The organism is Solimonas sp. SE-A11 (assembly GCF_030345715.1).
Classification (GTDB): domain Bacteria; phylum Pseudomonadota; class Gammaproteobacteria; order Nevskiales; family Nevskiaceae; genus Solimonas_A.
Genome location: NZ_JAUASX010000002.1, coordinates 157,820 through 183,245 on the forward strand (window position 1 = coordinate 157,820; position 25,426 = coordinate 183,245).

24 protein-coding genes are annotated in these 25,426 nt (G+C 66.8%); 15 read left to right on the top strand and 9 right to left on the bottom strand.

The window, feature by feature from the left end; all coding sequences use genetic code 11:
• Positions 1–9: 9 nt before the first annotated feature.
• A complete protein-coding gene (locus QT386_RS04195) occupies positions 10–363 on the bottom strand; it encodes a PleD family two-component system response regulator (RefSeq protein WP_289272644.1) in 354 nt (117 codons plus the stop codon).
• A 178-nt stretch (positions 364–541) separates the two neighbouring features.
• On the opposite strand from QT386_RS04195, the gene gshA reads away from it, so the two are divergent.
• The 8 genes from gshA (at position 542) to QT386_RS04235 (ending at position 8,740) form a co-directional block, all read left to right on the top strand.
• Positions 542–1,852, top strand: a complete 1,311-nt coding sequence (gene gshA, locus QT386_RS04200; protein WP_289272490.1) for a glutamate--cysteine ligase — start codon at positions 542–544, stop codon at positions 1,850–1,852.
• A complete protein-coding gene (gshB, locus tag QT386_RS04205; protein ID WP_289272491.1) occupies positions 1,849–2,796 on the top strand; it encodes a glutathione synthase in 948 nt (315 codons plus the stop codon). The genes gshA and gshB overlap by 4 nt, the downstream gene beginning before the upstream one ends.
• 110 nt (positions 2,797–2,906) lie before the next feature.
• Positions 2,907–3,464, top strand: coding sequence for a YqgE/AlgH family protein (locus tag QT386_RS04210; protein ID WP_289272492.1), 558 nt, complete (start codon positions 2,907–2,909; stop codon positions 3,462–3,464).
• Positions 3,461–3,877: a Holliday junction resolvase RuvX gene (gene ruvX / locus QT386_RS04215; protein ID WP_289272493.1), complete on the top strand. Its 417-nt coding sequence runs from the start codon at positions 3,461–3,463 to the stop codon at positions 3,875–3,877. The genes QT386_RS04210 and ruvX overlap by 4 nt, the downstream gene beginning before the upstream one ends.
• Positions 3,878–3,964: 87 nt before the next feature.
• On the top strand, positions 3,965–4,921 hold the full coding sequence (locus tag QT386_RS04220) for an aspartate carbamoyltransferase catalytic subunit (RefSeq protein WP_289272494.1): 957 nt from the start codon (positions 3,965–3,967) through the stop codon (positions 4,919–4,921).
• Positions 4,918–6,192, top strand: coding sequence for a dihydroorotase family protein (locus tag QT386_RS04225; protein ID WP_289272495.1), 1,275 nt, complete (start codon positions 4,918–4,920; stop codon positions 6,190–6,192). Before QT386_RS04220 ends, QT386_RS04225 begins: the two co-directional genes overlap by 4 nt.
• 124 nt (positions 6,193–6,316) lie before the next feature.
• The gene (locus tag QT386_RS04230) at positions 6,317–6,682 is read left to right on the top strand and encodes a PleD family two-component system response regulator (RefSeq protein WP_104228324.1); all 366 of its coding nucleotides are present in this window, start codon (positions 6,317–6,319) and stop codon (positions 6,680–6,682) included.
• Positions 6,683–6,718: 36 nt separating this feature from the next.
• Positions 6,719–8,740 (top strand): methyl-accepting chemotaxis protein, encoded by a 2,022-nt coding sequence (locus QT386_RS04235; RefSeq protein WP_289272496.1) that lies wholly within the window; start codon positions 6,719–6,721, stop codon positions 8,738–8,740.
• A 580-nt stretch (positions 8,741–9,320) separates the two neighbouring features.
• Here QT386_RS04235 and QT386_RS04240 read toward each other — a convergent pair.
• Positions 9,321–9,467 (bottom strand): hypothetical protein, encoded by a 147-nt coding sequence (locus QT386_RS04240; protein ID WP_289272497.1) that lies wholly within the window; start codon positions 9,465–9,467, stop codon positions 9,321–9,323.
• A gap of 39 nt (positions 9,468–9,506) precedes the next feature.
• On the opposite strand from QT386_RS04240, the gene QT386_RS04245 reads away from it, so the two are divergent.
• The 6 genes from QT386_RS04245 to QT386_RS04270 all read left to right on the top strand — a co-directional run bounded on the left by QT386_RS04245 (position 9,507) and on the right by QT386_RS04270 (position 16,563).
• Positions 9,507–10,358, top strand: coding sequence for a cation diffusion facilitator family transporter (locus QT386_RS04245; protein ID WP_289272498.1), 852 nt, complete (start codon positions 9,507–9,509; stop codon positions 10,356–10,358).
• A gap of 150 nt (positions 10,359–10,508) precedes the next feature.
• Positions 10,509–12,164 carry a phosphoenolpyruvate carboxykinase (ATP) gene (locus tag QT386_RS04250; protein ID WP_289272499.1) on the top strand — a complete coding sequence of 552 codons (1,656 nt, stop codon included), beginning with the start codon at positions 10,509–10,511 and terminating at the stop codon, positions 12,162–12,164.
• A 196-nt stretch (positions 12,165–12,360) separates the two neighbouring features.
• Entirely contained in the window at positions 12,361–13,968 is a 1,608-nt protein-coding gene (locus tag QT386_RS04255) for a glycerol-3-phosphate dehydrogenase/oxidase (protein ID WP_289272500.1), read from the top strand.
• 95 nt (positions 13,969–14,063) lie between these two features.
• Positions 14,064–14,702, top strand: coding sequence for a fumarylacetoacetate hydrolase family protein (locus QT386_RS04260; RefSeq protein ID WP_289272501.1), 639 nt, complete (start codon positions 14,064–14,066; stop codon positions 14,700–14,702).
• Between the two features lie 20 nt (positions 14,703–14,722).
• On the top strand, positions 14,723–15,343 hold the full coding sequence (locus QT386_RS04265) for a DUF502 domain-containing protein (protein WP_367401390.1): 621 nt from the start codon (positions 14,723–14,725) through the stop codon (positions 15,341–15,343).
• Positions 15,340–16,563: an MFS transporter gene (locus QT386_RS04270; RefSeq protein ID WP_289272503.1), complete on the top strand. Its 1,224-nt coding sequence runs from the start codon at positions 15,340–15,342 to the stop codon at positions 16,561–16,563. The genes QT386_RS04265 and QT386_RS04270 overlap by 4 nt, the downstream gene beginning before the upstream one ends.
• On the opposite strand, the gene QT386_RS04275 is transcribed toward QT386_RS04270, so the two are convergent.
• The 7 genes from QT386_RS04275 to QT386_RS04305 form a co-directional block, all read right to left on the bottom strand.
• The gene (locus QT386_RS04275; RefSeq protein ID WP_289272504.1) at positions 16,564–17,556 is read right to left on the bottom strand and encodes a diguanylate cyclase; all 993 of its coding nucleotides are present in this window, start codon (positions 17,554–17,556) and stop codon (positions 16,564–16,566) included.
• Positions 17,553–18,125 carry a chemotaxis protein CheB gene (locus QT386_RS04280; protein ID WP_289272505.1) on the bottom strand — a complete coding sequence of 191 codons (573 nt, stop codon included), beginning with the start codon at positions 18,123–18,125 and terminating at the stop codon, positions 17,553–17,555. The genes QT386_RS04275 and QT386_RS04280 overlap by 4 nt, the downstream gene beginning before the upstream one ends.
• Positions 18,122–18,961: a protein-glutamate O-methyltransferase CheR gene (locus QT386_RS04285; protein ID WP_289272506.1), complete on the bottom strand. Its 840-nt coding sequence runs from the start codon at positions 18,959–18,961 to the stop codon at positions 18,122–18,124. The genes QT386_RS04280 and QT386_RS04285 overlap by 4 nt, the downstream gene beginning before the upstream one ends.
• Before the next feature lie 68 nt (positions 18,962–19,029).
• Positions 19,030–22,617, bottom strand: coding sequence for a response regulator (locus QT386_RS04290; protein WP_289272507.1), 3,588 nt, complete (start codon positions 22,615–22,617; stop codon positions 19,030–19,032).
• A complete protein-coding gene (locus QT386_RS04295) occupies positions 22,614–23,048 on the bottom strand; it encodes a TerB family tellurite resistance protein (RefSeq protein ID WP_289272508.1) in 435 nt (144 codons plus the stop codon). Before QT386_RS04295 ends, QT386_RS04290 begins: the two co-directional genes overlap by 4 nt.
• Before the next feature lie 21 nt (positions 23,049–23,069).
• The gene (locus QT386_RS04300) at positions 23,070–23,795 is read right to left on the bottom strand and encodes a hypothetical protein (RefSeq protein WP_289272509.1); all 726 of its coding nucleotides are present in this window, start codon (positions 23,793–23,795) and stop codon (positions 23,070–23,072) included.
• Between the two features lie 60 nt (positions 23,796–23,855).
• A complete protein-coding gene (locus QT386_RS04305) occupies positions 23,856–24,533 on the bottom strand; it encodes an alpha/beta hydrolase (protein WP_289272510.1) in 678 nt (225 codons plus the stop codon).
• Between the two features lie 90 nt (positions 24,534–24,623).
• On the opposite strand from QT386_RS04305, the gene QT386_RS04310 reads away from it, so the two are divergent.
• The gene (locus QT386_RS04310; RefSeq protein ID WP_289272511.1) at positions 24,624–25,388 is read left to right on the top strand and encodes a hypothetical protein; all 765 of its coding nucleotides are present in this window, start codon (positions 24,624–24,626) and stop codon (positions 25,386–25,388) included.
• Positions 25,389–25,426 lie beyond the last annotated feature (38 nt).

Sequence of the window (25,426 nt, forward strand, 5' to 3'; positions counted from 1 at the left end):
CTCCGGGCCTTACTTTCGCACGTGCGCGCGCACGGCGCCCAGCAATTCGTCCTTGGTGAAGGGCTTGGTCAGGTATTCGTCGGAGCCGACGATACGACCGCGGGCGCGATCAAACAGCCCGTCCTTGGACGACAGCATGATCACCGGGGTGCTCTGGAACTTGGGGTTGGCCTTGATCAGGGCACAGGCCTGGTAGCCGTCCAGGCGAGGCATCATGATGTCGATGAATATGAGATCCGGCTGGTAGTCAGCCACCTTGGACAAGGCCTCGAAGCCGTCCTGGGCGGTGATGACCTGGTAGCCTTCGCGCGCCAACAACGTTTCTGCGGTGCGACGGATAGTCTGGCTATCGTCGATCACCATGATCTTGGCGGTGTCATTGGACTGCGTCGACACTAATCCCTCTCCCTGCTTGCTGCACGGTCTTCTGCGCGCTTTATTCGCCGTTTTAGCACAGTCTTGAGAGTAGTGCCTACCGCCCCCATAAGAGGCGTGGAAAAACTTTGCGCTACCATTTCGGCGCCTGAACCGGGGACCCCCAATGCAAAGCTACGTGCCGCACCTTGTCACAGCACAAACCGGGCCGTTGCAGCAGCTCGAAGCCACCCTGCTGCGGCAGGTCCCGGACATCGAGGCTTGGTTCCGCAGCCAGTGGCAGAAGCACAAGCCACCGTTCTACTCCTCGGTGGATCTGCGCAATGCCGGCTTCAAGCTGGCTCCGGTGGACACCAACCTGTTCCCCGGCGGCTTCAACAACCTGAACCCGGCCTTCGAACCGCTCTGCGTCCAGGCCCTGCAGACCGCCATCCAGCGCATCTGTCCCAGCGCCCGGGGCATCCTGCTGGTGCCGGAGAACCACACCCGCAACAAGTTCTACCTGGAAAACGTCGCCACCCTGGTCGACCTGATCCGCAAGGCCGGCTACCGGGTGCACATCGGCAGCCTCAACCCCGAAATCCGCGAACCCACCGAGCTGGTCCTGGAGCTCTCCGGCCGCAAGCTCTGGCTGGAACCGGTAGAGCGGGCCGACGACCAGCTCTTCGTCGGCGACTTCTCGCCCTGCTCGATCCTGCTCAACAACGACCTGTCGGCCGGCATCCCGCAAATCCTGCAGAACCTCGACCAGGACATCATCCCGCCGCTGGACCTGGGCTGGCACAAGCGCCAGAAGTCCGGGCATTTCGGCTTCTACCGCGAGGTGGCCAAGGAGTTCGGCAGCCTGCTGGGCCTGGACCCCTGGTTCTTCGATCCGCTGTTCCGCAACTGCGGCGAGATCAACTTCATGAAGCACGAGGGCTGGGAATGCCTGGAGGCCAACGTGGAGCTGCTGCTGGAGGACATCGGCGAGAAATACAAGCAGTACGGCATCACCGAGGAGCCGTTCGTCATCATCAAGTCCGACGCCGGCACCTACGGCATGGGCGTGATGACCGCCAAGAGCGTGGATGACGTGCGCAACATGAACCGCAAGTCACGCACCCACATGTCCAGCGCCAAGGAGGGCCGCGAGGTCACCGGCGCCATCATCCAGGAAGGCGTCTACACCTTCGAGAAGCTGGGCGACGACCAGGCCACCGCCGAGCCGGTGGTCTACATGATCGACCAGTACGTGGTCGGTGGCTTCTACCGCCTGAACTCCAAGCGCGGCAACCAGGAAAACCTCAACGCCCCGGGCATGCGCTTCGAGCCCCTGGCCTTCGAGGAAGACTGCATCACCCCGGACCCGAGCTGTGGACCGGACGAGCGCCCCAACCGCTTCTACGCCTATGGCGTGGTCGCCCGCCTGGCTGCCCTGGCGGCCGCCCGCGAGATCGCCGCCAGCGAGGAACTGGCCAAGGCGGCAGCGGCATGAGCCGCGTTCTGGGCGTTGTGATGGATCCCATCGGATCCATCAAGCCATATAAGGACACCACCCTGGCCCTGATGCTGGCCGCCCAGAAGCGCGGCTGGCAGCTGCGCTACCTGGAGATGGGCGACCTGTGGCTGCGCGACGGCGTGGCCCGCGGCCGGGTGCGGCCGGTAACCGTGTACGACGACAAGAAGCACTGGTACGACCTGGGCGAGCCCCAGGAGATCGACCTGGGCTCGCTGGACGCGATCCTGATGCGCAAGGACCCGCCCTTCGACCTGGAGTACATCACCGCAACCTATATATTGGAGCGCGCCGAGGACCAGGGTGCCCTGGTGGTGAACAAGCCGCGCTCGCTGCGCGACGCCAACGAGAAGGTCTTCATCTCCTGGTTCAGCCAGTGCTGCACCCCGACCCTGGTCAGCCGCGATGCCGACCAGCTCAAGGCCTTCCATGCCGAGCAGGGCGACGTGGTGCTCAAGCCGCTGGACGGCATGGGCGGCATGGGCATCTTCCGCATCGGCGCCGACGGCCTGAACCTGGGCGCGGTGATCGAGACGCTGACCGACAACGGCCAGCGCAGCATCATGGCGCAGCGCTACCTGCCGCAGATCACCGACGGCGACACCCGCGTGCTGGTGATCGACGGTGAACCGGTGCCCTATGGCCTGGCGCGCATCCCCAAGGCCGGCGAGACCCGCGGAAACCTGGCGGCCGGTGGCCGCGGCGAGGCCCGCCCCCTGACCGAGCGGCAGCGCTGGCTGGCGGCCCAGGTGGGGCCGAAGCTCAAGGAAATGGGCCTGCTGTTCGTGGGCCTGGACGTGATCGGCGACTACCTGACCGAGATCAATGTCACCTCGCCCACCTGCGCCCGCGAGATCGACGCGGCCTTCGGCACCGACATCGGTGATCTGGCGATACAAGCGGTCGAGGCGCGCCTGAAGTAGCACCAGCATCGGGCGTCCTGCATGGCCGGGTGCCCCATTCGGGTGCGTGACAACGATGAACGGGCCCCGGGGCGCTTGTAGACCTCGGGGTCGACCCGGATACTAGCCCCATGGACGAGTCCATCCTGAAGAACCAATTCCTCATCGCCATGCCCAGCATGGAGGACGAGAATTTCAGCCATACCGTGTCCCTGCTCTGCGAGCACAACGACAACGGGGCCATCGGCCTGGTGATCAACCGCCCCACCGACCTCAAGCTCGCCGACATGATGGAGCAGATGGGCCTGGAACATGAGGCGCTCAACGACGAGCAGATCGTCTACTGGGGCGGCCCGGTGCAGCCGGAGCGCGGCTTCGTGGTCCACCGCACGCCGGGCGGCTGGGAGTCCTGCCTGCAGGTGGACAGCGACCTGTTCATCACCACCTCGCGGGACATCCTCAAGGCCATCGGCAAGGGCGAGGGTCCCCAGGACTACTTCGTGGTGCTGGGCTATGCCGGCTGGGGTGAAGGCCAGCTGGAAAGCGAAATCCTGCACAACGCCTGGCTCAATACCGACGTCAGCCAGCAGATCCTGTTCGAAACTCCGGCGCGCGACCGCTGGCAGGCCGCCACCCGCCTGCTGGGCGTGGACGTGACCCAACTCGCCGGCAACGCCGGTCACGCGTGAGCTCGGTCTACCTGGGATTCGACTACGGATCCAAGCGCATCGGGGTCGCAGTCGGCGACAGCCTGACCCGCAGCGCCCGTCCCCTGCCCGCCCTGCCCGGCCCCGACTGGGCCGTGATCGCTCGCCTGGTGGCCGAGTGGCGCCCGGCCGCCCTGGTGGTGGGCCTGCCGCTGGACGAGGATGGCAGCGAACAGGCCATCACCGGCCCGGCCCGGGACTTTGCCGCGGCGCTGGGCAAGCGCCTGAAGCTGCCGGTGTACCAGGCCGACGAGCGCTATTCCTCTCGAGCCGCCGACGATGCCCTGCGCGAGGCCCGCGCCAGCGGCCGCATGCAGCGCCGGGTGCGCAAGGGCGACCGCGACGGCCAGGCGGCGCGCGTGATTTTGGAGCAATGGCTGCTGGAAAACGTCTGAAAGCACCGGTTTTGCACGAAAACCGTTCAATATCCCGCTAATGCCCTTCTAAACCGTGGGCGCGAGCCTTCATAATTCGCGTCCAACATGAATCCGAATCTCCAACTCACTCCCGACGGCAGGCTGCGGCATCTCCTGACGCTCGAAGGTCTCGACGCGGCCCTGTTGACGCAGATTCTGGACAAGGCGGAGGAACTGGACGCCGCCACCCAGGGCCCCGAGAAGAAACTCGAACTGCTGCGCGGCCGTACGGTCATCAACCTGTTCTTCGAGGCCAGCACCCGCACCCGCACCACCTTCGAACTGGCGGCCAAGCGCCTGTCGGCCGACGTGCTGAACCTGCAGGTCTCGGCCTCGTCCACGTCCAAGGGCGAAACCCTGCTGGACACGCTCAAGACCCTGGAAGCGATGCAGGCGGACATGTTCGTGATCCGCCACGAGGCCAGCGGCGCGGCGCATTTCTTCGCCGAGCACGCCGCCCCGGGCGTGGCGATCCTGAATGCCGGCGATGGCCGCCACGCGCACCCGACCCAGGGCCTGCTGGACCTCTACACGATCCGCAAGCACAAGGGCGATTTCCGCCAGTTGACGGTCGCCATCGTCGGCGACATCCTGCACTCCCGCGTGGCGCGCTCCGACATCCACGGCCTGCGCGCCCTGGGGGCCAAGGAGATCCGCGTGGTGGCACCGCCGACGCTGATCCCGGCCGGCATCGAGGCCATGGGCGCCAAGGTCTACCCCTCGCTAGCCTCCGGCCTTGACGGTGCCGACGTGGTGATCCTGCTGCGCCTGCAGAAGGAGCGCATGCTGGGCGCCTTCCTGCCCTCGCTGGGCGAGTTCCACCGCGATTTCGGCCTGACGCGCGAGCGCCTGCGCCACCTCAAGCCCGACGCCATCATCATGCACCCTGGCCCCATCAACCGCGGCGTGGAGATCGAGGGCGACCTCGCCTACGGCGAGCGCAGCCTGATCCTGCAGCAGGTGCAGTACGGCATCTCCGCTCGCATGGCGGTGATGGCCCTGATCCTCGGAGCCGAAGCATGAGCCTGCTGATCCGTGGCGCACGCGTGCTGGACCCGGCCTCCGGCCTCGACGGCATTGCCGAAGTGGGCATCCGCAACGGACTGATCGACCACCTCGGCAGCGGCGCCCCCGCCGGCGCCTACGAGGAAACACTGGACGCCGCCGGCCTGTGGCTGCTGCCCGGCCTGCTGGACCTGGCGGCGCGCTTCCGCGAGCCGGGCCAGAGCCACAAGGCCAGCTTCCGCAGTGAGGTTCCCGCGGCCTTTGCCTCGGGCATTACCGGCATCGTGCTGCCGCCCGACACCAGCCCGGCGATCGACTCGCCCGCCATCGTCAACCGTATCCACCGCAGCGCCAGTGCTGCGGGCCCGCTCAACGTCCACGTCCTCGGCGCCTTGACCAAGGGCCTGGCCGGCGAGGCGCTGAGCGAGATGGGATCGCTGAAGCAGGCCGGCTGCGTTGGCCTGGGCAACGCCTATGCCCCCCTGGCCAACTCCCTGATCGCACGCCGCGCCCTGGAGTATGCGAATGGCCTGGGCCTGACCGTTCACGTGTTCGCCCAAGACGCCTCGCTGGCCAATGGCGGCTGCGTGCACGAGGGCCCGGTGGGCACCCGCCTGGGCCTATCGCCGATCCCGGCCGCGGCCGAAGTCGCCGCGCTGCGCTTCTGGGTCTCGCTGGTGGAAGACACCGGCGCCAGCATCCACGTGGGACGCCTGTCCACGTCCAAGGGCGCCGGCTTGGTGGAATCGGCCCAACGCCGCGGCCTGCCGGTAACGGCCGACGTGGCCGTACACCAGCTGTTCCTCACCGACGAGGACGTGGACGGCTTCAACGCCCAGTGCCACGTGATCCCGCCGCTGCGTTCCGCCGAGGACCGCGACGGTCTGCGCGAGGCCGTGCGCCGCGGCGTGATCGGGACGATCTGCTCGGATCACCAGCCGCACGAGATCGACGCGAAGACCAATCCCTTTCCGCAGACCGAGCCGGGCATCTCCGGCCTGGAAAGCCTGCTGCCGCTAGCCCTGCGCTTCGCCGCCGAGACCGGCATGGCGCCGCTGGACCTGGTGGCCCGCCTCAGCAGCGGCCCCGCCGCAGTGATCGACGCCGAAGCCGGCAGCCTGGCACTGGGCCGCCCGGCAGACCTTTTGCTGGTGGATTCGCAGGCGCGCTGGCGGCTACAGGCATCGGCGCTGCGCAGTGCGGGCCGCAACACGGCCTTCGACGGCAGCGAGATGCATGGCCGCGTGGTGCGCACCCTGGTGCGGGGGCAGACGGTCTTCTCGGCCTGAGCCAGGGGTGGGGACAACAGGCGTTAGCCTGTGACAGGGCTTGGTGTATAGTCTTGAGCAAACATCTGTACCTATAGAATTCTCATTGGGAGGCAGCCCTTTTCGGGGCTGATCGAGGAAGCACATGGCGCGAGTGTTGATCGTTGACGATTCCCCGACGGACGTGCAGAACCTCCGGGCCATCCTGCAGAAAGCCGGCCACACGGTGATCGAAGCCTCCAGCGGCCATGACGTGCTGGACCGCGTCAAGCTGGAGCGCCCCGATATCGTGATCATGGACGTGGTCATGCCGGGCGTGAACGGCTTCCAGGCCACCCGCACGCTGAGCAAGGATGCGGCCACCAGCCACATCCCCATCGTCGTGGTCAGCAGCAAGAGCCAGGAAACCGACCGTGTCTGGGCGCTGCGCCAGGGCGCCAAGGAATACATGGTCAAGCCGGTCAAGGAACCCGACCTGCTCGGCAAGATCAGCGCCCTGCTCGGCGCCTGAGCCGGCGGCAAAACCTAGAAAACTCGGGGGAGAACGATGGCCGAAGAGAAAAACCTGGCCAAGGGAGCCACCAGCAGTCGCGAGTTGGCCCTGCTGGTCGCCGCCGTGCTGTTCATGGCGGCCGCGATGCTGGGCTTCCTGTACATCCAGTCGACCGAATCGCAGGACGAGCAGTGGCTGACGCTGTCGCGCTCGATCCCAACCGACGTCAATGAACTGGCGCAGATCGGCGAAGAAGCGGCGCGCGGCGTGGCTCCCGACTTCCAGACGCTGTCCGCCCGCGCCGACGACCTCGGCACCGTCATCAACGGCCTGGCCCAGGGTGACGACGAGGCTGGCATCGAGCCGGCACCTGCGATCGTGCAACCGGAAGTGCAGTCCGTGGCCGAATCCTGGAAAAAGATGCACGTGGTGGTGCAGGCGGTACTCGGCGGCGAAGTGCCGTACAAGCGCGTCGCCAGCAACATCTCGATCATCACCGAGGCGATCCACACCTCGGAGGATCCTACCCAGGACCAGGGTATCTACACGCTGTACACCGACATGGCCGAGCGCCTGGGCGCGCGCGGCGCTTCGTCGGCGCAGATCTACACCGCCGCCGGCCAGCTGAATCGCCTGGAGCGCATCTCCGCCACCGCGCAGCGTGTGCTGTCGCAGGGTCGCGATGCCAAGGTCTCCGCCGATGCGCTGCAGCACGAGGTGGACGAGTTCCTGCGCAACAACGCCCTGCTGGGCGACCCGGCCGCGCGCACCGCCGCCGAGCGCTTCGAACCGCTGACCGAGGCCGCCAAGGCGATCAACGTCGATGCCGAGGCGATCAACAAGATGCAGCTGGCCTCCGGACAGATCAAGGGTGCGGCGGCAGACGTCATCGCTACCTCCGGCGCGCTGGAACAGCGCCTGATCGACACCCGCGTGAAGGAAGTGGTGGCGCCGATCCTGATCGGCCTGGCCGGCTTCGCCGCCCTGTTGCTGATGGTGGGCGCCGCGGTGATGAGCTACATCAACTTCCGCAACCGCATCCGCTTCGCCGACGACCGTGACGCCCGCCAGCAGCAAGCCATTCTCGGCCTGCTGGACGAAATCACCAATCTGGCCGACGGCGACCTGACGGTGGACGTGACGGTGACGGAGGACTTCACCGGCGCCATCGCCGACTCCATCAACTACACCGTCCAGAACATGCGTAACCTGGTCGGCACGATCAACAGCACCTCGGTGGAGATCGCCGCTTCGGCCGGCAACACCTCGCAGACCGCGATGCGCATGACCGACGCCTCCGAGCGTCAGGCGCGCGAGATCAACGCGGTGACCAGTACGATCGCCTCCACCGCGCAGTCGATGCAACAGGTGTCCGCACGCGCCGACCAGCTGGCACTGCAGGCACAGCAGTCGGTGCAGGTGGCCCACAACGGTGCCCAGACCGTGGGTCGCACGATCCAGGGCATGGCCGCGCTGCGCGAGCAGATCCAGGACACCTCCAAGCGCATCAAGCGCCTGGGTGAATCGTCCCAGGAAATCGGCAACATCATCGAGTTCATCAACGACATCGCCGAGCAGACCAATACGCTGGCGCTGAACGCATCGATCCAGGCCGCCATGGCCGGCGAAGCGGGCCGCGGCTTCGCGGTGGTTGCCGACGAAGTCCAGCGACTCGCCGAACGCGCCGCCACCGCGACGCGCCAGATCGAAAACCTGGTCAAGACGATTCAGGCCGATACCAACGAAGCCATCATCTCGATGGAGCGCTCCACCCAGAACGTGGTGGTCGGCGCCAAGAGTGCCGAAGAAGCGGGCCAGTCGCTGACCCGCATCGAATCCTCCTCGCAGGAACTGGCCAAGCTGATCACGGAGATCTCCTCCTCCGCCCGCAACCAGTCCGGCGCCGCGACCAAGATCGCCGGCACCATGCAGGTCATCCGGGACATCGCCATGCAGACCTCCAGCTCCGCCGGCCAGACGGCGCAAGCGGTCGGCGAGTTGAACTCGCTGTCCGAGAAGCTGCGCGAGTCGGTGTCGGGCTTCAAGCTGCCGGACGAGACGGGGCTGGTGCCGTAAGGCAACGCCGCTTCAGCATAATCCCCGCTTCGGCGGGGTTTTTTTTGGTGCGCATGCCCGAGTCGTTCATCCCAAGTGCCGCTTGGCGATGTATCGAGAGACGCGGAGGCGCCGGCGACTACGCCGGTCGGATGCGGTGGCTCCCTGTTGGTTTATTTCGCCTGTGGGCGAGTTACTTTCTTTTCTTGTGAAAAGAAAGTAACCAAAGCAACACACCTGAGGTGCGGGCGGCCCCGCTTTGGGGGGTAACCTGCGCGGCGGTCAGGCGCGACGGGTCGCGCCCCCAGGCCATCCATGGCCTGAGGCCCCTCGGCCGGACATCCTGTCCGGCTCGACCCTGCGCCCGACCACCGCGCAGGCACCCGCACAACAGGGGTCCGAACATCAAAGGCATTCGCTTCCGCTCACCAAGAGTCCCCACGAGCAGGGTCAAAATAGATGGCAGTCAACAATTGCCCCCAGCGCAAAAATGGCTCCTATCTAAGTGGCGGCACCTGTCAGCCCGTAGGCACCGGCCAGCGTGGCCATGGGCATGAACAGCCCTCCTGCCGACCCTGCCCTGCCGCTATCCGTTAAGCTTTCACCCATGCCGCACGATCACCCGTCCCATAAGTCCCATTCCCACCACCAAGGCCATGCTCATGGCCATGGTCATAAGCATGGACACGACCATCACGGCCATGACCACGATCATGGACATTCGCGCGGGCACGATCATGGCGGCCATGGCCACTCCCATGATCATCCGCATGGCAGCGAGCGCCAGTTGCTGGTTGCTTTCATCCTTACTGCCGGCTTCATGCTGGCCGAGGTCATCGGCGGACTGATCTCCGGCTCGCTGGCACTGATCGCCGATGCCGGGCACATGCTGACCGACGCCGCTTCGCTGGCCCTGGCGCTGTTTGCCGTGCGCCTGAGCCGCCGCCCCTCCGACCGACGCCGCTCCTACGGCTATGGCCGCATGCAGGTGCTGGCGGCCTTCGTCAACGGGCTGTCGCTGCTGGCCCTGATTGCCTGGATCGCGGTGGAAGCGGTGCTGCGCCTGTGGGAGCCGGTGCCGGTGCTGGCGGGGCCGATGCTGGTCATCGCCTGCCTGGGCTTGCTGGTGAACATCGCGGCCTTCTGGATCCTGCACAGGGGCGAGCGCGGCAATCTCAACGTGGATGGCGCCCTGGCGCATGTGCTGGGTGATCTGCTGGGCTCGGTGGCGGCCATCATCGCGTCGCTGGTGATCATGGCCACCGGCTGGACGCCGGTGGACCCGCTGCTATCGGTGCTGGTCTGCGGGCTGATCCTACGCACGGCGCTTCGCATCACCCGCGAGTCCGGGCATATCCTGCTGCAGGGCAGCCCGACGGAGCTCGATCCCGCCCAACTGGAACGCGAAGTGCGCGAGAACGTCCCGGGCGTCGCCGGGATTCATCATGTCCACCTTTGGTCCCTGACCCCCGGGGAACGCATCATTACCCTGCACGCCGTGCTCGGCCCCGCTGCCGATGGCGACCAGGTGACCGCCGGAATCGGCGATTTCCTGCGTAGTAGCAGGGGGATAGGCCATGTCACGGTGCAGATCGAGCGCCAACCCTGCGCCGAGCCGGAGCACCGCTGCCCGGGCTGAACGGCGCCATCGGTCGGGATTGGCCGTACAGCCAGGGGATCAGTTGTCGCGCAACTTGCCTCCTACCGCCCCCCTCCTTACCATTTGCGCTCTTCAGCGGCCACACCCGCCTATTTTTTGCCCATTTTCTTGTCAGTTTAAGGATAGTTCATGACCTTTCAGGCCGATCTCGAGAAGCTCTTCGGGCTCAAAAACGTCAGCTACAAGTACAACCTGACCAAGCCGGAGCTGTTTCACGAAGCCATCGCCAACGACCGTGGCCGTGTGCGCCGCGGTGGTCCGAGCAACGAGCAGAAAGCCTTCCCGACCGTCCTGGGCGTGAACGGTCCGCTGGTCTATTACACCGATCCGGATTGCACCGGCCGCCGCACCAAGGACACCTATGCGGTGAAGTGGCCCGAGATCGCCGACGAGATCTGGTTCAAGGCCGACCTCAACCCCTACGACACCGAGAAGTACGAGGCGCTGCTCAAGCGCGTCGTGGCTCACCTGAACGACAAGAAGGCCTCGCTGTACGTGAAGGACCTGTTCATGGGTTCGGACCCGGACTTCGCCGTGCCCTACCGCTTCGTCGGCGAGTACGCCACGCACGCGATGTTCTGCCACAACATGTTCCCCAAGGACCTGCAGGGCGTGAAGGATGCCGACGCGCGCCGCTGGACCATGCTGAACGTGCCGAGCTTCGTCTGCGAGCCAGAGCGTGACGGCAGCCGCGCCGAAGCCGCGGTGATCATCGATACGCGCAACAAGATCTGCCTGGTCGCCGGCCGCGCCGACTACTGCGGCGTCAACAAGAAGACCATCTTCACGGTCGGCAACTACCTGCTGCCCAAGGAAGGCCGCCTGTCGATGCACTGCTCGGCCAACGTCGGCAAGAACAACGACGCGGCGATCCTGTTCGGCCTCTCCGGCACGGGCAAGACCACGCTGTCGGCCGACGCCAACCGCCGCCTGATCGGTGACGACGAGACCATCTGGTCCGACAACGGCCTGTGCAACCTGGAAGACGGCTGCTACGCCAAGCTGATCGACCTGGACAAGCAGAACGAGCCGGTGATCGCCCAGGCCCTCAGCAAGGCTGGCACCATCATCGAGAACGTGCCGCCGCTGCCGGGCAAGAAGATGGAAGAGTGCCACCCGGACGAGCTGGACCTGTTCGACGGCTCCATCGCCGAGAACACCCGCTTCAGCTACCCGCTGGACGCCAACCCGAACGTGATGCCGAACGGCCAGGGCCCGCATCCGAAGACCATCGTGCTGCTGACCGCCGATGCCTTTGGCGTGCTGCCCCCGATCTCGATCCTCGAGCCCAAGGACGTGATGTACCACTTCGTCTCGGGCTTCACCGCCCGCGTCGCCGGTACGGAAGTGGGCGTAACCGAGCCGCAGCCGACCTTCTCGGCCTGCTTCGGCGGCCCCTTCATGGCGCAGAAGCCCAATGTCTACGCCAAGCTGCTGGCCGAGAAGATGGAGCAGCACCAGGCCCGCTGCATCCTGCTGAACACCGGCTGGAGCGGTGGCGGCGCCACCACCGGCGGCGCCCGCATGAAGCTCAAGGTCACCCGCGCCCTGCTGGATGCGGCCCTGAACGGCGAGCTGGACGGCGTCGAGACCGAGGTGCAGCCAATCCTGAACCTCAAGATGCCCAAGTCCTGCCCGGGCGTGGACAGCAACATCCTGAACCCGCGCAACACCTGGGCGGATAAGGATGCCTACGACGCCACCGCCACGAAGCTGCGCGACATGTTCCGCGACAACTTCAAGAAGAAGGGCTTTGCCGCCTTCGGCATCGAGGAGCGCATCTAAGCGTCCCGCTGTATCGAAAAGGCCGGGCATTGCCCGGCCTTTTTGTTTCAAAGCCTTCAACAGCTCTTTTTTGCCACCGATTAAACGGAGAAACACGGATCAAGACGGGCTTCCAATCCGTGTTCATCCGCGTTCATCCGTGGCTAAATTGCTTTTCTCTGGTCCAGAATAGCCCGTCCGCCCTGCCCAGCCACCCATGAAACTACGCGCCAGCAACATCGCCAAGCTCAAGGACCAGTCCTTCGACGTGCTGATCGTCGGCGGCGGCATCAATGGCTCGGTGGCGGCCGCGGCCCTGGCGGCGCGCGGGGTCTCGGTGGCCCTGATCGACAAGGGTGACTTCGCCGGCTTCACCAGCCAGCAGTCGTCCAATCTGGCCTGGGGCGGCATCAAGTACATGGAGACTTGGGAGTATCCGCTGGTGCGGGCGCTGTGCATGAGCCGCAACCGGCTGATTCGCAGCTACCCGTCCACGGTCAAGGAAATCCGCTTCTTCACCTCGGTGCAAAAGGGCTTCCGCTGGCATCCCTGGATCTTGTGGGCGGGCACCTGGCTGTACTGGCTGATCGGCAACGGCTTCACCCGCGTGCCCTTCCTGCGCCCGGTGGGCGCTATCCAGCGCGAGGAGCCGGTAGTACGCACCGACGCGCTCAGCGGCGGCTTCGAGTATTCCGACTCCTACCTGCACGACAACGACGCGCGCTTCGTCTTCAACTTCATCCGCTCGGCGCTGAGCCGCGGCTGCATCGCGGCCAACTACGTGGCCGCCGAGGGCTCGCGCCGCGAGGGCACGGAATGGGTCACGCAGTTGCGTGATGTACGCGGCGGTGAGAGCTTCCCGGTACGCAGCAAGGTGCTGGTCAACGCCGCCGGCCCGTTCGTGGACGAGGTCAATGCTCGGAATGGCATCTCAACGCGTCACCGGCACGTGTTCTCCAAGGGCATCCACCTGATCGTGCCGCGCATCACCGACAGCAAGCGCGTGCTGACCTTCTTTGCCGATGACGGCCGCCTGTTCTTTGCGATCCCGATGGGCAACCGCACCTGCATCGGCACCACCGACAATCGCGTGGACACGCCCTACGCCACGGTGACCGAGGCGGACCGCCGCTTCGTGCTGGACAACATCAACAAGCGCCTGAACCTGCCCAAACCGCTGACCGAGGTCGACGTGATCTCGGAGCGCTGCGGCGTGCGCCCGCTGGTGGTGGAAGGCGCGGCCGGCGAGAAGACCGACTTCCTGCAGCTGTCGCGCAAGCATGCGGTGGAGGTAGATGCCGCCTCGCAGCAAATCAGCATCTTCGGCGGCAAGCTCACCGATTGCATCAACGTGGGCGAGGAGATCTGCGACGAGGTGCAGCGTCTGGGGGTGACCATCCCGGAGCCGGATTTCACCTGGTACGGCGAGGCGCCCGATTCGGTGCGCGACGAGTTCCTGCACCAGGCGCGCCTGATGAACCTGGACGCCTACACCGCGCCGGAATCCTCGGAGCCACTGTCGCAGCGCCTGTGGCGCCGCTACGGCGCGCAGGCCATCGGCCTGCTGGAAAACATCCGCGAGGATTCGCGCGAGGCCGAGGTGCTGATCAAGGGCACCGAGTACATCCGCTGCGAGTTGCGCCAGGCGGCGCGGCGCGAGATGGTGGTGACGCTGGATGATTTCCTGCGCCGCCGCTCCAAGATCGCACTGGTGGAGCGCCGCGAGACGATCCGGCAATCGCCTGGGCTGATGGATGCCTGCCGCATCCTGTTCGGGGATGAGGCACAGGCGCGGCATGATGAGTATTTTGGAACGAGCGGATAATACCTGCTTGCATCACCCTCAACCCACCACCCGCATCCGCGGGTGGTCCTCCCCTCTCCGCTGGCGGGAGAGGGACAGTGGAGTCGCTGCGCGACATGAAAGTTAATCGCATCTTCTGCATCGGCAAGAACTACGCCGATCATGTCGCCGAATTGGCCCACCTGGGGCATCAGGCGGACGGCGATTGCGTGGTCTTCATGAAACCGGCCTCCGCCGCGGTGCCGGAGGGTCAGCCGATTCCCCTGCCCCGCGACCGTGGCAGCATCCATTACGAGGCCGAGCTGGTGGTGATGCTGACCGGCGGCGGCCGCAACATCCCGATGAAGCATGCGCTGGGCAGCGTCGCTGGCCTGACCCTGGGCCTGGACCTGACCTTGCGCGACCTGCAGACCGAGCTGAAGGATAGGGGCAAGCCCTGGGAAATCGCCAAGTCGTACGACGGCAGCGCGGCGCTGGGCGACTTCAAGCCCTTCCTGGAGCAGGACCTGCAGAAGCTGGAGTTCACGCTGCACGTCAACGGCGAGCTACGCCAGCACGGCCGCACGCGCGAGATGCTTTACCCGGTGGCTCGCCAGATCCATATCCTTTCACAGAGCTGGGCATTGCAGCCTGGCGACGTCATCTTCACCGGCACACCGAAGGGTGTCGGCCCGCTGGCCCACGGCGACCAGCTGGTGCTGGCCGGCGAAGGCATCGGTGAGTTCCGCTGGACCTGCAGGCAGGAGAAGAAGTGAACGAGCAACAGAAGCAGCAGCTGCGCAAGATCGCCGGCACCTTCTTCACCGGCCTGTTGGCGGTGCTGCCGATCCTGGTGACGGTGGCGCTGGTGATGTGGCTGATCGGCGCCGCCGAGGCGGTGCTGGGCGGCCTGCTGGGCTTCCTGCTGCCGCGTGGGCTGTACCTGCCGGGCATGGGCCTGCTGGTGTCGATCCTGCTGATCTACCTGGTGGGGCTCGGCATGAAGGGCCTGTTCGTGCAGCAGGCCTTCGGCTGGGTGGAGAGCGCGCTCAATCGCATCCCCCTGGTCAAGACGGTCTACGGCGCCGTGCGCGATCTCACTGGCTTCATGTCGAACAAGCGCGAGCGCAAGTTCGGCCAGGTGGTGCTGGTGCAGTTGCCCAACCTGCCGATCCGGCTGGTGGGTTTCGTGACCGTGGACGACCTGGGCGAAGCCGGCATCTCCGGCTGCGACACCGGCGGCTGCGTGGCGGTGTACCTGCCGATGAGCTACCAGATCGGCGGCTACACGGTGATGCTGCCGCGCGAGCACCTGACGCCGCTGGACATGGGCTTCGAGGAGGCGATGCGCTTCGTCATCACCGCCGGCATGTCGCGGCCCAACGAGGAACCGCCCAAGCCATCTTCGCCTGAATGAACCTGGGCCGCGGCTACAAGCTGGTGCTGCTGGGCAGCCTCTACCTGGCCCAGGGCCTACCCTACGGTTTCTTCACGCAGGCGCTGCCGGTGCTGATGCGCGAGGCCGGCCTGTCGCTGAAGACCATCAGCCTCACCAGCCTACTGTTCCTGCCCTGGGCGCTGAAGTTCCTGTGGGCACCGCTGGTGGACCGCACCGGCACGCGCCGGCAATGGATCCTGCCGCTGCAGCTCGGCGCGGCGGCCGGCGCCGGCCTGCTCGCCTTTGCTGACATCGGCGATTCCTTCATGCTGATCTTCGCGGCGGTGTTGCTGTTCAACCTGCTCGCGGCGATGCAGGACGTTGCCACCGACGGCCTGGCGGTGCGCCTGCTCGGCGAGAAGGAACGCGGGCTGGGCAACGGCCTGCAGGTGGGCGCCTACCGCCTGGGCATGGTGCTGGGCGGCGGCTGGCTGCTATGGGTGTTCGCGCAGTCCGGTTGGCAGGCGATGTTCCTGGCCATGGCCGGCATCCTGCTGCTGACCTGCATGCCGGTGCTGTTCCTGCGCAGCGATAGCGCCGAAAGCCACGCGCCGCCACCAGCCGCCGGACAGATCGCGCTGGGCTGGGCCCGGCGCCTGCGCCAGCCGGGCATGCTGGCCTTCATCGGCCTGATCTGCGCCTACAAGTTCGGCGACAGCATGGTGTCCTCGATGATCGGCCCCTTCCTGAAGGACTACGGCCTGTCCAAGGAGGAGATCGCGCTGCTCAAGGGCACGCTGGGCTCGGTGGCTGGCCTGGCCGGGGCCGCCGCGGGCGGCTGGCTGGCCTGGCGCCTGGGGCGCCGCGCGACACTGCTGGGCTGCGGCCTGCTGCAGACCCTGAGCCTGCTGCCCTATCTCGGCGCGGCGCTGGGCTGGGGCGGCAAGGAGTTGCTGTGGATCGGCTGCATCGGCGAACACCTGCTGGGTGGCATGGCGACGGTGGCGCTGTTCACACTGATGATGGATGCCAGCGATCCCGATCATGCCGGCACCGACTACACGCTGCTGGCCTGTGCGGTGGTCATGGGTACGGGCCTGGCTACCTTCACCGGTGCGGCGATCGCCGACGCGGCCGGCTACGCGCCGATGATGGGGCTGGGGCTGCTGCTGTCGGCGGCGGGCTGCATCGCCCTGGTCATGGCGCTGGATCGCGGCGCGGGGCCGGCGCGCCTGGCGCCAGTCTGGCGCCGGCGCTGATCAGTCGGATCCGCTCAGCACGCAACGGTTCTTGCCCGCGCGCTTGGCGCGGTACATGGCATCGTCCGCAGCGCGGACCAGGGAGTCGCCCGGCGTGGCCGTTCCCTCCACCGGCACATGCGGGTGGCAGGCGACACCGATACTGGCACCCACCGTGACCTCGATGCCCTCACCCAGGTCGTAGGGCTCGCGCAGCAGCAGGCACAAGGCCTCCGCCGCCGACAGGGCCGCAGCCGGCGCCTCGATCGCTTCCTCGAGTATCACCGCAAACTCGTCGCCACCGAGACGGGCGACGGTGTCGGACTTGCGCATACGCCCCAGCAGGCGCGCCGCGATCTGGCGCAGCAATTGGTCACCGACCAGGTGGCCATGGGTGTCGTTGACCGGCTTGAAGCCATCGATGTCGACGTACAGCAGCGCGAACGGCCGCTGCGAGCGACGCGAACGCTCCAGCGCGCCTTCGAGCCGGTCCAGGAACAGCGCGCGATTCGGCAGGCCTGTGAGCGGATCGTGCGTGGCCTGGTGCCGTACCTGCTCCTCGGCCTGCCGGCGGGTCGCCACCTCGTACTCCAGCTCGCTCACCAGCCGGCGCAACTGCTGCTTGCCGCGGTAGAGGTCCAGGAAGACACGCACCTTCGACAGCAGGATAGTGTCGTTGATCGGCTTGGCGATGTAGTCGACCGCGCCGAAGCTATAGCCTTTGAGGCGGTTGAGGTCATCGACCATGGCCGCGGTGACGAAGATCACCGGTGTGTTGCGCGTGCCTTCTTCCTCGGCCAAGTGGCTGGCGACCTCGAAGCCGTCCATGTCCGGCATGTTGACGTCCAGCAGCACCAGTGCGAACTCGTGATCCAGCGTCGCCGCCAGGGCGGCGTTGCCGGAAGCCGCCTCGACCAGTTCCGCATCGACCCTGGCCAGCAGGCGGCGCATGGCCACCAGGTTGGCGGGCGTGTCGTCCACGACGAGAATCTTGGGGCGAGACAGCTGGGTCATGCGTTGGCCCTCCCGGCCAGTTTCAGCAGCATTGGAGCGATTCGGTTCAGCGGCAGCACGTGATCGGCACCGGCCAGGCGCAAGGCCGCCGCGGGCATCTCCGGGGCCTCGGCCTCCTGCGGGTCCTGCACGATGAGCGTGCCGCCCAGGCTGCGCACCAGTGCGGCGCCACGCGCACCGTCGTCGTTGGCGCCGGTGAGCACCACGGCGGCGAGGCGCTCACGCCAGACCTCCGCGGCCGACTGGAACAGCACGTCGGCCGCCGGACGCACGTGGCAGACACGCTCGTCCACCGACAGGGCGAAGCGGTGCTGGCGCTCGACCAGCAGATGATAGCGAGGCGGTGCCAGGTAGACGTGCCCCGGCTGGATCGGCTCGCGTGACTGCGCCTCGCTGACCGGCAGCACACAACTGTCGCGCAGCAGGTCCACCAGCACGTTGAAACCCTCGGTCGCCGTGTGCTGCACGATGATCACGCTGGGGCGGAATCCCTTGTCCAGCCCCCGTAGCAGGCTGCGCAACGCGGAGACTCCGCCCGTGGACGCACCCACGACGCAGGCCTCCATCATGGAGCGTTCCGGGGCGCTGTGCGCCGGAATACCGGCAACTCGCGGCTGAGCAACTGGAAGTCAGAGGCCACGCCAGAGAAGCTCAGCGATTCCTTGATGCCGATGCACAGGTAGCCGCCACGCACCAGGCTGTCGCGGAACAGGCCCAGCACGCGATCCTGCAGCGGATCGGTGAAATAGATCAGCACATTGCGGCACAGGATCAGGTGCATCTCGCCGAACACCCCATCCGATACCAGATTGTGGTTGGCGAAGGTGATGTTGGCGCGCAGTTCGTCGTGCATCTTCAGCAGGTCGTACTTCTCGGTGCAGTAGTCCTGCAGGCGGGCCTTGCCGCCGGCCTTGCGGTAATTCTCCAGGTACAGCGGCATCTCGCGCGCCGGGTAGATGCCTTCCTGGGCCTTGGCCAGGGCCGCGTCACTGAAGTCGGTGGCGTAGATCTGGCAGCGCTCGTACATGCCGGCCTCGCGCAGCAGGATGGCCATCGAGTAGGCCTCCTCGCCGTGCGCACAACCGGCCTGCCAGATGTTGATATGGGGATAGCTCGCCAGCTCCGGCAACACCCGCTCGCGCAGCGCGACGAAGGTCTGCGGCTCGCGGAACAGCTCCGAAACCGGTACCGACAGGCGCTCGATGACGCTGTGGATGAAGGTCTCGTCGTGGATCACCCGCTCGGTCAGTTCGGAGACGGAACGCAGATGCAGGGCCGTCACCAGCCCCAGCACGCGGCGCTTGAAGGAGGCCGGAGCGTACTGGCCGAAATCATAGCCGTGGCGCTTGCGCAGGGCCTCGGTGAAGAGTGCGACTTCGATGTCCTGCCTGTCAGTGAGGTGCATTCTTCACCTTCGATTCATGCCGCCGTCCCGGGCGCGACTGCGATACCTGCGCCACGCGCCGGGGCGTATCAGCTGTCGCCCAGCAAGGCCTGCATCTGGCCGGTCAGCTGCTCGACGTCAATCGGCTTGGAGCAATACTCGTTGGCGCCGGCCTCCAGGCACTTCTCGCGGTCGCCCACCATGGCCTTGGCGGTAACGGCGATGATCGGCAAGGCCTGCCACTCCGACTTTTCGCGAATGCGGCGGATGGTCTCGTAGCCGTCCATGCCGGGCATCATGATGTCCATCAGCACCAGGTCGACTTCCGGGTTCGACTCCAGCTGTGCGATCGCCTTGTAGCCGTCCTGCGCCATCAGAACCTTGAGGCCGCGGCTGCGCAGGGCCTTGGACAGGGCGAAGATGTTGCGCATGTCGTCGTCCACCACCAGCACGGTCTTGCCGCTCAGGCCCGGCGCCACGGCACGCGGTGCGGCGGCAACGGGAGCGCCAACCTTGCGGATGCTGTGCAGGAACAGCGTCACCTCGTCCAGCAGGCGTTGCGGCGAAGGCGCGCTCTTGAGCACGATGGTTTCGGTGTACTCGCGCAGGCGCAGCCCTTCCTCGCGGGTCAGCTCGCGGCCGGAATGGATCACAACCGCCGGCAGCGGCCCGCGGGCGCTGGCGCGCTCCAGGAACTGGAACCCGTCCATGCCGGGCAGGCCCAGGTCAAGGATCAGCAGGTCGTAGGACTCCTGGGCGGTGCGGTCCATGGCCTCTTCCGCGCTGCCGACCTCGTCGATCTGCACCGACTCGCCGCGTAGCATCTCGCGCACCAGGCGCCGGTCCGCAGGGTTGTCGTCGATGATCAGGATGCGCCGCGCGCCGGTGGGAACCCCGGGCAGGCCATCGAAGACACGCTCGACATCTTCACGCGCCACGGGCTTCTTGAGATAGCCGGCGGCGCCGGCCGCGCGTGCGCGGCCCTCGGCGTCGGCGCCGGAAATGAAGTGGACCGGGATGCCGGCGGTCAGCGGGTCCGCCTGCAGGCGCTCCATCACCTGCCAGCCGTCCATCTTCGGCAGGCCGATATCGAGCAGGATGCCGGCCGGGCGATGCTTGCGCGCCAGCGCCAGTCCGGTTTCGCCGTCACGCGCCACCAGCGCCCGGTAATGGCGACCGCGCGCCAGGCCCGCCAGCACTTCGGCGAACTGGGCATCGTCCTCGACGATCAGCAGCGTGGTACCCGGCGGTTCGGCCGGGGGTTGCAGGGCGGCGGCGGGGGCCGCGGACGGGACGGCCGCAGTCTGGGGCGCCGCAACGGCCACGGCGCTCACGGCCGGTTCCGGCGACAGCGCGTCGGTACCGGGCGCCGCGGCCGGTAGGCTCACGGTGAAGGTCGAGCCCTGCCCCTGCTGGCTCTCCAGGCGAACCTCACCGCCCAGCAGCTCGACCAGGGCCTTGACGATGGACAGGCCCAGGCCAGTGCCACCGTAGCGGCGGCTGGTGCCGGAGTCGGCCTGCTCGAAAGCCTGGAAAATGCGCGCGAGCTTTTCCTGCGGGATGCCGATGCCGCTGTCGCGCACCCGCAGCAGCACGCCGCCGGCATGCGGGCCGTCGACCACCGGCAGGATGTCGAGCTTCACGCCGCCCTGGTGGGTGAACTTGAAGGCGTTGGACAGCAGGTTGGCGAGGATCTGGTTGATGCGGGCACCGTCGGAGCGCACCGTGGCGGGCAGGCCCGGTGCGCGGGACACCTCCAGCGTCAGGTGTCGCTGCTCGGCCAGCGCACGGAAATTGCGCTCGATGCCGGCGGCCAGTGCGGCCAGGTTCACGTCTTCCAGGACGACCTGCATCTTGCCGGCCTCGACCTTGGACAGGTCGAGGATGTCGTTGATCAGGTTGAGCAGGTTGCGGCCGCTGTCATGGACGATGCTGGCGCTCTCGATCTGCTCGGCCGTGAGATTGCCCTCCTCGTTCTCCGCCAGGCCCTTGGACAGGATCAGCAGGCTGTTGAGCGGCGTGCGCAGCTCATGCGACATGTTGGCCAGGAACTCGCTCTTGTAGCGGCTGGCCTGCTCCAAATCGACGGCCTTCTCCTCCAGCTCGGCCTGGGCGCGCTCCAGCGCCTGCTTCTGGCCATGCAGGGCTTCGCTTTTCTCCTCGAGGCTGACATTGGCGATGCGCAGTTCCTCGGCCTGGACGCGCAGTTCCTCTTCGCTGGCCCGCAGCTTCTGGCTCTGCTCTTCCAGCAGCCGCGACTTGTCGCGCAGCGCCTCGTTGGTGGCGCGCAGCTCTTCCTGCTGCGCGCGCAGGGCTTCCTCGGAAGCCTGCAGTTCTTCCTTCTGGTACTGCGTCTGGCGCAGCAGCTCCATGGTGGCCAGCCCCCGCTCCAGGGTCTCCAGCACCAGGGCAGCATAGCCGGCAGCCTGCTTCAGGAACTCCGCCTGCAGTGGGCCGGGATCGGCGAAGTAGGCCATTTCCACCACGCCCAGCACGCGCTCGCGCCCTGGCAGCGGCAGCAGCCGCAACGACGGTGGCACGACCTCGCCCAAGCCGCTGCGCACTCGCAGGTAGGACTCCGGCAGGTCGCGCACCACGCGCGGCTCGCCGTCCTGCGCGACCTGGCCCACCAGGCCTTCTCCCCGCGAGTAGCCGCGCGGCCCGCTGCCTCCGGGCAGGCTGTAGCTGCCGGAGGGTTCGTAGCGCTCGCGCGCCTCGTCCCAGCGGAAGAAGACGGTGCAGACCGCGCCACCGGAGAGGCTGAGCCGCTCGCTCAGCCGCTCGCCGAACTCCGCCAGCGTGGTGCAGCCCTGCAGCGCAACCGACAGGCTCGCCAGCTCGGTCTTGATCCACTCGCGTCCGGCCAGGTCCACGGTACTGCGGCGGAAGACCTCCAGGCCACGGGCCAGGGCGCCGATCTCGTCGCCATGTCCGCGATACGGAATATCGACGTCGGTTTCACCGGACGACAGGCGTGACATCAGCGAGGTCAGCTGCGTCACCGGACGCGTCACCGTGCGCGCCACCGCCCACATGGCCAGTGCCACGAAGGCAATGCCCGCCAGCAGCATCAGGTAGGTCAGTTCGCGGGTGCGGTCGAGCCGCGCCTGCAACCGTGAAGACCGCTCGTGCAGCAGGCTGCGCTCATGATCGCGCATCTGCTGGACCAGCACGCGGATGCCGTCGACGATGCGCTTGCCCTTGCCGGTGCGCACCAGCGCCAGTTCGGAGGCTTCGTCGTTGCGTCGCTTGTAGTCCAGCACCAACTCGGCGAAGTCGCCGCGCCAGCGCCGCATCTCGTCGCGCCACTGCTCCAGCGGCGCCTGCTGATTGGGGTTGTCGGCGGTCAGGGCCTTGAGCTCCCGCCAGGACTTCTCGAATTGCTCGCCGCCTACGCGGTAGGGCTCGAGGAACTCGTCACGCGAGGACAGCAGGTAGCCGCGCAGGCCGGTCTCCTGATCCAGCACCAGCACCAGCAAGCTGTCGATGGCCTGCAGCACCAACTCCGAATGATCCGTGGCTTGCCGGGCTTCCTCGACCTCGGTGAGGGCCGCGCGGAACATCAGGGCGCTGCCGGCGAATAGCAGCAGGATCACCGCGAACGCCAGGCCCAGGCGCGTCTGGATACCCAGCACTCCGCGCAAGGGCGATGGCAGGCTGCGGCGCTCGTTGCTCATGCCGGACCCGAGGCCAGCTTCTGGCGGATGAACTCGTGGTGAGGCACGTACAGCAGGTCGGCCACCCGGCGGATCAGAGCCTCCTCACCGGGATGGACGCGGCCGTCGGCGTGGGCCACGCGCCACATGCCACCGATCAGCTCGCGCTTGTCCTCGGCGGGCAGTACGGCGTTGAGCTCGGCGACGAAGGGATGCAGCGACACACTTTTGCGCACGGTGGCCTCGGCCTCGGCGAGCAGCGCCGCAGAGGCTGCCTCGTCCAGCACGCAAAGCTCGCGCAGGATGCCGCGCGCTGCTACCTTCTCCGCCTCGCCCTCGGCGAAGTCCGCGCGCAGGGTTTCGACGAGCAGCACAGCGATAGCAAGCTCGCGCCGCGGTACGGCCGATTCGACCCTGCCAGCGCCCAGCGCACGAACCAGTTTATCCCACACGAAGGCGGACCCTGCCCCTGATCAGAACGAAGCGCCAATCAGCAGGTTGAAGGTGTCGCGGCCCTCGATGTGCTCGTATTCCGGGGTGATGTCAAAGATCGCCAGGCCAAAGCGCAGGCCGGCGAAGAAGCGGCTGGCATCGACCTCTTCCTTCTGCAGGCCGACGACGCCCTTGGGGTCGACCTCGGACCAGACGTAGCCGTAGCCAGCGTAGGGCGTCAGGAAGGCGAAACCCTTGGAGATTGAGACGTCCAGGCCCATGGACTCGTAGTCCAGGTCGTCAATGCCACTGCTGCGGGTATAGGTGCCGCGCACGGCCAGGCCCGGCTCTGCGACGCCGCCCTCGAGGATGGCCCAGCGCACCTCACCGCCGAAGAGATCGGCGCTGGCACCCGGTACCGTCGCGTAGAAGGCGCCCAGATCGATGCCGAAGGGCAAGCCCTTGCGCACCACCACACCTGCCATGCCGATGGCATCCACGTCCTCGCCGGTCAGGCGGTTCCAGGCCTGGGGATCGTCCACATCGACGTAGGTCGCGAAGGCGCCGATGCCGATGCCGGTGATGCCGGTGGCTTCGGAAGGGCCCAGCGCCTTGTAGTTGAGCGCCGCGGTGATGTCCTCGGAGATGGAACGGAAATCGGCCTGGCAATTCGGATTGGCCGTGCAACTCAGGTCGAAGTTGGCGTCGAACGCGGTGGCCTGGGTGGCACCGGCGGCAAGGGCAAGGGCAAGCAGAAGACGGCGCATGACGATCTCCTAAAGGGGCAATGGGTTATAGGTCTGATGTGCGTCCGAGAATAGCACCGCTCAGGCACTGACGGACTGCAGGAAAGGTACCAGTACCGCGCTGATATCCTGCAGCCGGCCGTGGAAGAAATGCCCGGCCCCGTCCACCGTCACCAACTGCGGCGGCGGCGTGTAGCCGGCCAGGATTTCGTGGGTTTCGTCGTAGCTGACGGTGTCGTCGTCGCGGCTATGCACGACCAGCCAGGGGCAGCCCGGATGCCGCGGCGGCGCCTCGCCACCGAAGTACTTGCCGAAGGGCGGCGCGATGCTGACCAGGGCATCGGGGCGCAGCTCCGCCGCCGCCTTCAACGCGACGAAGGCCCCGAACGAGAAGCCCGCCAGCACTCGGGGGCCCTCCGGGAGCAGTTCCCGCATCAGTCCCGCCAGGTGCAGCACGTCGGCGGTCTCGCCACGCCCCTCGTCGTGCAGGCCGCCACTGCGGCCGACCCCACGAAAGTTGAAGCGCAGCGTCGCAAGGCCCGCCTGCAGCGCACCGGACGACAGGGTATAGACCACCTTGTTGCTCATGGCCCCGCCGAACAGCGGGTGTGGATGGCAGATTACGGCAAAACCCCGCGGCACCCCGCCCTTCGGCGCCGACAGCAGAGCCTCGATCCGGCCGGCGGGTCCGTCGACCAGCCATTCGCTGTTCTGCCCAGGCTGCGGCCATTGCACCGTCGATTCCTCCGTCGTATCCAAGGCCGCGATTCTGCACGACTCTTGCCTCTGGGAGTACGCCTCCCTATAGTTCAAGACACTTGAACAAATATTGCGTCGGGGGAGTTACACATGCGCACCTGGATCGTCTCGGCAGCTGCTGCCGCTCTGTTTGCGACCGCAGGCTCGGCCGTTGCGGCTGATATCAACGACAAGCAGCCGGAGTTCAAGGCCTACATCGACCTGAAGTTCGACGGCCGCGGCTACCATGCCCAGCAACTGAACTACGGCCTGCGCATGGACCATGATCGCCGCTTCCTGGAAGCGCCGCGTCCGGCCATCGCGCAGCTCGACTTCCGCGCCGGGCGCGAAGCCGGCCTGCAGAAGTTCGAGCTCAACGGCGCCCCGCTGGTGGAGCGCAAGGCCGAGCTGAACCAGGACGGCGAGCTGCAGTACGGCACCCTCGACTGGGCCCTGATCGCCGCGGCGGTGGTGGGCGTGGGCTGGATCGCCTACGAGACCTTCGACAACGGCGAGAGCCCGTCGCCGCCCAAGCCGGACACCCAGAACCCGCCTCCGACCGGCGGCCTGCAGCTGCCGAGCACCGTCGGCGAACTGCTGGAACAGATCCCGACGCTGGGCCCCATCCTCGCGCCTTACGTCGAGGGCGGCCTCACCGCCATCCTGTCGCTGCCGGCCAACACGCCGCTGGAAGGCCTGGTGGGCATGGTCGACGGCGGCGTGGCGACCATCATCCGCCTGCTGCCGGGCGTCGGCGGCAACAGCCTGTCGGAAGAGCTGCGCATGAAGGCGGAGATCGAGCGCAACACGCCGGCCTACCAGGCCTGGCTCGACGGCGGCACCGGCCACATGGGCGATCTGCTCGCGGCACACTAGAATAGGCATGCGTTCCACCCAAGGGGAGCCGCAGGCTC

What these genes read in the sequence shown, in the direction of transcription:
- QT386_RS04225 (WP_289272495.1), top strand. Translation starts at nt 4,918, where the DNA reads ATGAGCCTGCTGATCCGTGGCGCACGCGTGCTGGACCCGGCCTCCGGC.
- QT386_RS04275 (WP_289272504.1), bottom strand. Translation starts at nt 17,556, where the DNA reads ATGACCCAGCTGTCTCGCCCCAAGATTCTCGTCGTGGACGACACGCCC.
- QT386_RS04235 (WP_289272496.1), top strand. Translation starts at nt 6,719, where the DNA reads ATGGCCGAAGAGAAAAACCTGGCCAAGGGAGCCACCAGCAGTCGCGAG.
- QT386_RS04300 (WP_289272509.1), bottom strand. Translation starts at nt 23,795, where the DNA reads ATGCGCCGTCTTCTGCTTGCCCTTGCCCTTGCCGCCGGTGCCACCCAG.
- QT386_RS04195 (WP_289272644.1), bottom strand. Translation starts at nt 363, where the DNA reads ATGGTGATCGACGATAGCCAGACTATCCGTCGCACCGCAGAAACGTTG.
- QT386_RS04260 (WP_289272501.1), top strand. Translation starts at nt 14,064, where the DNA reads ATGAAAGTTAATCGCATCTTCTGCATCGGCAAGAACTACGCCGATCAT.
- gshA (WP_289272490.1), top strand. Translation starts at nt 542, where the DNA reads ATGCAAAGCTACGTGCCGCACCTTGTCACAGCACAAACCGGGCCGTTG.
- QT386_RS04220 (WP_289272494.1), top strand. Translation starts at nt 3,965, where the DNA reads ATGAATCCGAATCTCCAACTCACTCCCGACGGCAGGCTGCGGCATCTC.
- QT386_RS04255 (WP_289272500.1), top strand. Translation starts at nt 12,361, where the DNA reads ATGAAACTACGCGCCAGCAACATCGCCAAGCTCAAGGACCAGTCCTTC.
- QT386_RS04285 (WP_289272506.1), bottom strand. Translation starts at nt 18,961, where the DNA reads ATGCACCTCACTGACAGGCAGGACATCGAAGTCGCACTCTTCACCGAG.
- QT386_RS04240 (WP_289272497.1), bottom strand. Translation starts at nt 9,467, where the DNA reads ATGGCCGCCATGATCGTGCCCGCGCGAATGTCCATGATCGTGGTCATG.
- QT386_RS04290 (WP_289272507.1), bottom strand. Translation starts at nt 22,617, where the DNA reads ATGAGCAACGAGCGCCGCAGCCTGCCATCGCCCTTGCGCGGAGTGCTG.
- gshB (WP_289272491.1), top strand. Translation starts at nt 1,849, where the DNA reads ATGAGCCGCGTTCTGGGCGTTGTGATGGATCCCATCGGATCCATCAAG.
- QT386_RS04310 (WP_289272511.1), top strand. Translation starts at nt 24,624, where the DNA reads ATGCGCACCTGGATCGTCTCGGCAGCTGCTGCCGCTCTGTTTGCGACC.
- QT386_RS04280 (WP_289272505.1), bottom strand. Translation starts at nt 18,125, where the DNA reads ATGATGGAGGCCTGCGTCGTGGGTGCGTCCACGGGCGGAGTCTCCGCG.
- QT386_RS04270 (WP_289272503.1), top strand. Translation starts at nt 15,340, where the DNA reads ATGAACCTGGGCCGCGGCTACAAGCTGGTGCTGCTGGGCAGCCTCTAC.
- QT386_RS04210 (WP_289272492.1), top strand. Translation starts at nt 2,907, where the DNA reads ATGGACGAGTCCATCCTGAAGAACCAATTCCTCATCGCCATGCCCAGC.
- QT386_RS04230 (WP_104228324.1), top strand. Translation starts at nt 6,317, where the DNA reads ATGGCGCGAGTGTTGATCGTTGACGATTCCCCGACGGACGTGCAGAAC.
- QT386_RS04250 (WP_289272499.1), top strand. Translation starts at nt 10,509, where the DNA reads ATGACCTTTCAGGCCGATCTCGAGAAGCTCTTCGGGCTCAAAAACGTC.